The organism is Micromonospora sp. CPCC 205546 (genome assembly GCF_036902715.1).
Lineage (GTDB): Bacteria > Actinomycetota > Actinomycetes > Mycobacteriales > Micromonosporaceae > Micromonospora.
In genome coordinates this window covers 1-1,332 of record NZ_JBAKHL010000155.1, presented here as the reverse complement: position 1 = coordinate 1,332, position 1,332 = coordinate 1, and the positions used below count along the sequence as shown (strand labels likewise).

The window sequence follows — 1,332 nt, the reverse complement described above, 5'->3', positions numbered from 1 at the left end:
GAATCACCCGCTGCTGCGACGGACCATTCGGCGCCGTCAACCCGTTCGACGCACCATCCTGATTCACCGCCGTGCCACGCACCACCGCCAGGATCCGGCGCCCGTCGCGCCGCGCGTCCGACAGGCGCTGCACGACGAGGACGCCGACACCCTCGGACCAGCCGGTGCCGTCCGCCGCGTCCGAGAAGGACTTGCACCGGCCGTCGGCGGAGAGGCCGCCCTGGATCGAGAACTCGGCGAACGTGGCCGGTGAGGCCATCACGGTCACGCCGCCGGCGAGAGCGAGGTCGCACTCGCCGGAGCGCAGCGCCTGCGCCGCCAGGTGCAACGCCACCAGCGACGACGAACACGCCGTGTCGACCGTCACCGCCGGGCCCTCGAACCCGAACGAGTACGCCACCCGACCCGACAACACGCTGGTCGCGTTGCCGGTGAGCAGGTGCCCGCCCACCTCCTGTGCGCGGCCCACCGAGCCGCTGGCGTACCCCTGGAAGCTGGCCCCCGCGAAGACGCCGACCGCGCCGCCCCTCAGGCTGGTGGGGTCGATGCCCGCCGACTCGACGGCCTCCCACGACGTCTCCAGCAGCAGCCGCTGCTGCGGATCCATCGCGAGGGCCTCGCGCGGCGAGATGCCGAAGAACTCGGCGTCGAACTCGTCGGCGTCGTAGACGAAGCCGCCCCTGCGGACGAAGGACGTGTCGGAGAGACCGCCGCTGAGGAAGCTGTCCCAGCCACGGTCGAGGGGGAACTCGGAGATGCCGTCGCGTCCGGCGGAGAGCAGTTGCCACAGCTCGTCCGGGGATGCGACGCCACCCGGAAGACGGCAGCCCATTCCGACGATCACGATCGGGTCGTCGTCCACGGCGGCGACCCTGCGGGCGGCCGGCGCGTCAGCCGAGGCGCCGAGCACGGAATCCCGGATGAAGGCGACCAGGGCGGCCGGCGTCGGGTGGTCGAAGACCAGGGTGGAGGGCAGCGCGAGGCCCGTCTCGGCGGTCAGCCGGTTGCGCAGCTCGACGGCGGTCAGCGAGTCGAAGCCGAGACGCTGGAACGGCCGGTCCGGCCGCACCGCCTCCACGGTGGCGTGGCCGAGCACCGCGGCGACCTGGGAGCGTACGAGGTCCAGAAGGGTCGCCTCGACCTCCGGCGGCGTCAGGGCCGCCAGCCGCTCGCGCAGTGCCGAGGCATGGTCGGTGGGGCCGGTCTCGGCGCGGGCCGCCGCCTCGATCGCCGCCTGCGCTTCGGGGATTTCGGTGAACAGACGAGACGGCCGCAACGCCGTGAACGACGCCACAAACCGATCCCACCGCACATCCGCCACCACCACCTGCG

The 1,332-nt window shown here is 72.8% G+C and carries 1 protein-coding gene; it reads right to left on the bottom strand.

Features of this window, described 5'->3' with window-relative positions:
• The coding region (locus V6U77_RS29775) for a type I polyketide synthase (protein ID WP_334610061.1) at positions 1–1,332 on the bottom strand (1,332 nt) is incomplete at both ends.